The organism is Piscinibacter sp. (assembly GCF_050175855.1).
GTDB lineage: Bacteria > Pseudomonadota > Gammaproteobacteria > Burkholderiales > Burkholderiaceae_C > Piscinibacter.
The window spans coordinates 1-2,533 of the sequence record NZ_JBFXIO010000567.1; the positions used below are offsets into that span (position 1 = coordinate 1).

3 protein-coding genes and 1 pseudogene are annotated in these 2,533 nt (G+C 71.9%); 2 read left to right on the forward strand and 2 right to left on the reverse strand.

The features are described from left to right. On the forward strand, positions 1-661 hold a 661-nt coding region (locus tag AB7U92_RS25790; protein ID WP_428583504.1), incomplete at its 5' end, for a glycine-rich domain-containing protein. 3 nt (positions 662-664) lie between these two features. On the opposite strand, the gene AB7U92_RS25795 is transcribed toward AB7U92_RS25790, so the two are convergent. Both AB7U92_RS25795 and AB7U92_RS25800 read right to left on the reverse strand, forming a co-directional pair. Continuing rightward, positions 665-1,741, reverse strand: coding sequence for a PQQ-dependent sugar dehydrogenase (locus AB7U92_RS25795; RefSeq protein WP_428583506.1), 1,077 nt, complete (start codon positions 1,739-1,741; stop codon positions 665-667). 60 nt (positions 1,742-1,801) lie between these two features. After that, on the reverse strand, positions 1,802-2,113 hold the full coding sequence (locus tag AB7U92_RS25800; protein WP_428583508.1) for a pyrimidine/purine nucleoside phosphorylase: 312 nt from the start codon (positions 2,111-2,113) through the stop codon (positions 1,802-1,804). Between the two features lie 155 nt (positions 2,114-2,268). Between AB7U92_RS25800 and AB7U92_RS25805 the strand changes: the two are divergent. Then, a pseudogene (locus AB7U92_RS25805) lies at positions 2,269-2,533 on the forward strand (hypothetical protein); the annotation flags it as partial.

Genomic DNA, 2,533 nt, shown 5'->3' on the forward strand with positions numbered 1-2,533 from the left:
GAAGTGGATTGCATCCCATGTGTTCCTGGTGCTGTTCCTCGCGGCGGCGCTGATCGCGCTGCACCGTGTGTGGCGCACCCTCCATGCCCGCCGGGTGGTGCGCCAGCACCCCCTGCCACCGCACCTGCAAGCCAGGCTGCTGGCGACCTACCCGCACCTCAGTGCCGCCCAGGTGCTGCAGGTCGAGCGCGGCCTGCGCCAGTTCTTCCTGGCCAGTGCGATGGCGCGGGGCCGCTTCGTGGCGATGCCCTCGAAGGTGGTGGATGCGATGTGGCACGAATTCATCCTGCACACCCGTGCCTACGAAGCCTTCTGCCGGCGGGCCTTCGGCCGCCTGCTGCACCACACGCCCGCCGAGGCGCTGGCGGCCCAGCCCGACCGCGCGGACAAGGCCTTCCAGGGCCTGCGGCGCGCGTGGGTGTGGAGTTGCCGCGACGAGGGGCTCGATCCGAAGCAGCCGCAGCGCCTGCCCACGCTGTTTGCCCTCGACACCGATCTGGCCATTCCGGGCGGCTACCGCTACGTGCCCGACTGCCGGCGGCTCGGCGCGGACCGCGGCGACACCCACTGCGCCACCGGGTTCGGCTGCGGTTCGTCGTGCGGCTCGTCCTGCGGGAGCGACGGGGGTGGCGACGGCGGCGGTTGTGGCGGCGGCGACTGAGGCTCAGCGCTCCAGCCGCAGCACCTGGCCGCCGCTGCCGTCGGTGAGCACGTAGAGCCAGCCATCCGGGCCCTGGCGCACGTCGCGGATGCGCTCGCCCAGGTCCTGCAGCAGCCGCTCCTCGCCGACCACCTTGCCGCCGTCCAGCGTCAGCCGCACCAGCGCCTGCGCCTTGAGTGCGCCGACGAAGAGGCTGCCCTGCCAGCCGGGGTAGCGCTCGCTGGTGAGGAAGGCCATGCCGCTCGGCGCGATCGACGGGACCCAGACCTTCAGCGGCTCCTCGTAGCCGGGCTTGGGGCCGTCCTCCCCGATGCGCGTGCCGACCACGTAGTTGCGGCCGCGGGTCACCACCGGCCAGCCGTAGTTCAGACCGCGCCGGGGTGCATTGATCTCATCGCCGCCTTGCGGGCCGTGCTCGACGGTCCACAGCGCGCCGCTGGCCGGGTGCGCGGCGGCGCCCTGGATGTTGCGGTGGCCCAGGCTCCACACCTCTGCCGCGGCGAGTTTCGGGTTGTCGGCCGGCGCGCGGCCCTCGCGGTCGATGCGGATCACCTTGCCGAGGTGATTGGCCGGGTTCTGCGCGTCGTCCTTGCGCGAGAAGCGGTCGCCCAGGCCCACCCACAGCGTGCCGTCGCGGCCGAAGACGATGCGCGATCCGCAGTGGTGGCGGCTGCTCACCTTGGGCTTCTGGCTGAAGACCGTGCGCACGTCCGCCAGCCGGTCGCCGTCGAGGCGGCCGCGCGCCACCGCGGTGGAGTTGCCGCCTTCGCCGGGCTCGGCGAAGGTCCACCAGACCAGGCCGTTCCTCGCGAAATCGGGGTCGACGGCGACGTCGAGCAAGCCACACTGGCCGGCGACGTCCACCGGGGGCAGGCCGGCCAGCGGCGCGCCCACGCGGCCGTCGGCGCCGACGATGCGCAGCCGCCCGGCCTTTTCGGTGACCAGCATGCGGCCGTCGGGCAGGAAGGCCAGCGCCCAGGGCGATTCGAGGCCGGTGGCCACCGGCACGGGCATGAGGGCCTGGGCGGAAGCGGCGCTCCCGAGCAGGGTGGCGAACAGGAAGGCGGTCAGTCGTCGCATGGCGCGGCATGCTGCCGCGAAGCCGCTTTCCTTGTCCGCTGCGGGGATGTCGGGGCTATTTCAGAGGAAGTGGCAGACGTAGTGCAGCGTCTGCGTCACCTCGATGTCGAAGGCGGCGTTGCCCGGAACGTCGAAGCTCTGGCCGCCGCGGTAGCTGGCCCACTCGGCAGCGCCCGGCAGCTTCACCCGGCATTCGCCTTCCACCAGTTCCATGCGCTCGGGCGCGCCGGTGCTGAACTTCAGGGTGGACGGCAGGATCACGCCGACGCTCTTCTTGCTGCCGTCGGCCAGTTCCAGGCTGTGCGAGACGCACTTGCCGTCGAAGTAGACATTGGCGCGGGTGCGCACCGTGGCTTGCAGGCTGTCGGTCATGGCGGGGTCCGGGGGCGAGGGAGCGGCGATGCTAGCGCAGGCGTGTGAGGGTCTGTTTCGGAGCGGCATTTGCTCACGCTTGGTGCATCGGCGTCGCCTGGCCGGTCTGTCCGCGCCCGGTGCGTCGCGTTGTAATCGACGGTCACCCGTCCGTCATGCTCATCACTGCTTCCGCACCGCCCCTCGACGCGATCCTCGACACCGCGTTCGTCGGCATCGCCTTCACACGCGAGCGGTGCTTCCAGCACGCCAACCCCCGCTTCGAGGAGATCTTCGGCTGGCCGGCGGGCGAGATCGTGGGGCAGGCCGGCCGCGTGGTCTGGCCCAGCGAGGCCGCCTATGCGGAGATCGGCCGCTGCGCCGGCCCGGAGCTGCAGTCCGGCGGGGCCTTCGAGGGCGAGTTCGAAATGGCGCGGCGCG

Excerpts from the sequence above, each read along its gene's own strand:
- AB7U92_RS25795 (WP_428583506.1), bottom strand. The coding sequence starts at position 1,741 with ATGCGACGACTGACCGCCTTCCTGTTCGCCACCCTGCTCGGGAGCGCC.
- AB7U92_RS25800 (WP_428583508.1), bottom strand. The coding sequence starts at position 2,113 with ATGACCGACAGCCTGCAAGCCACGGTGCGCACCCGCGCCAATGTCTAC.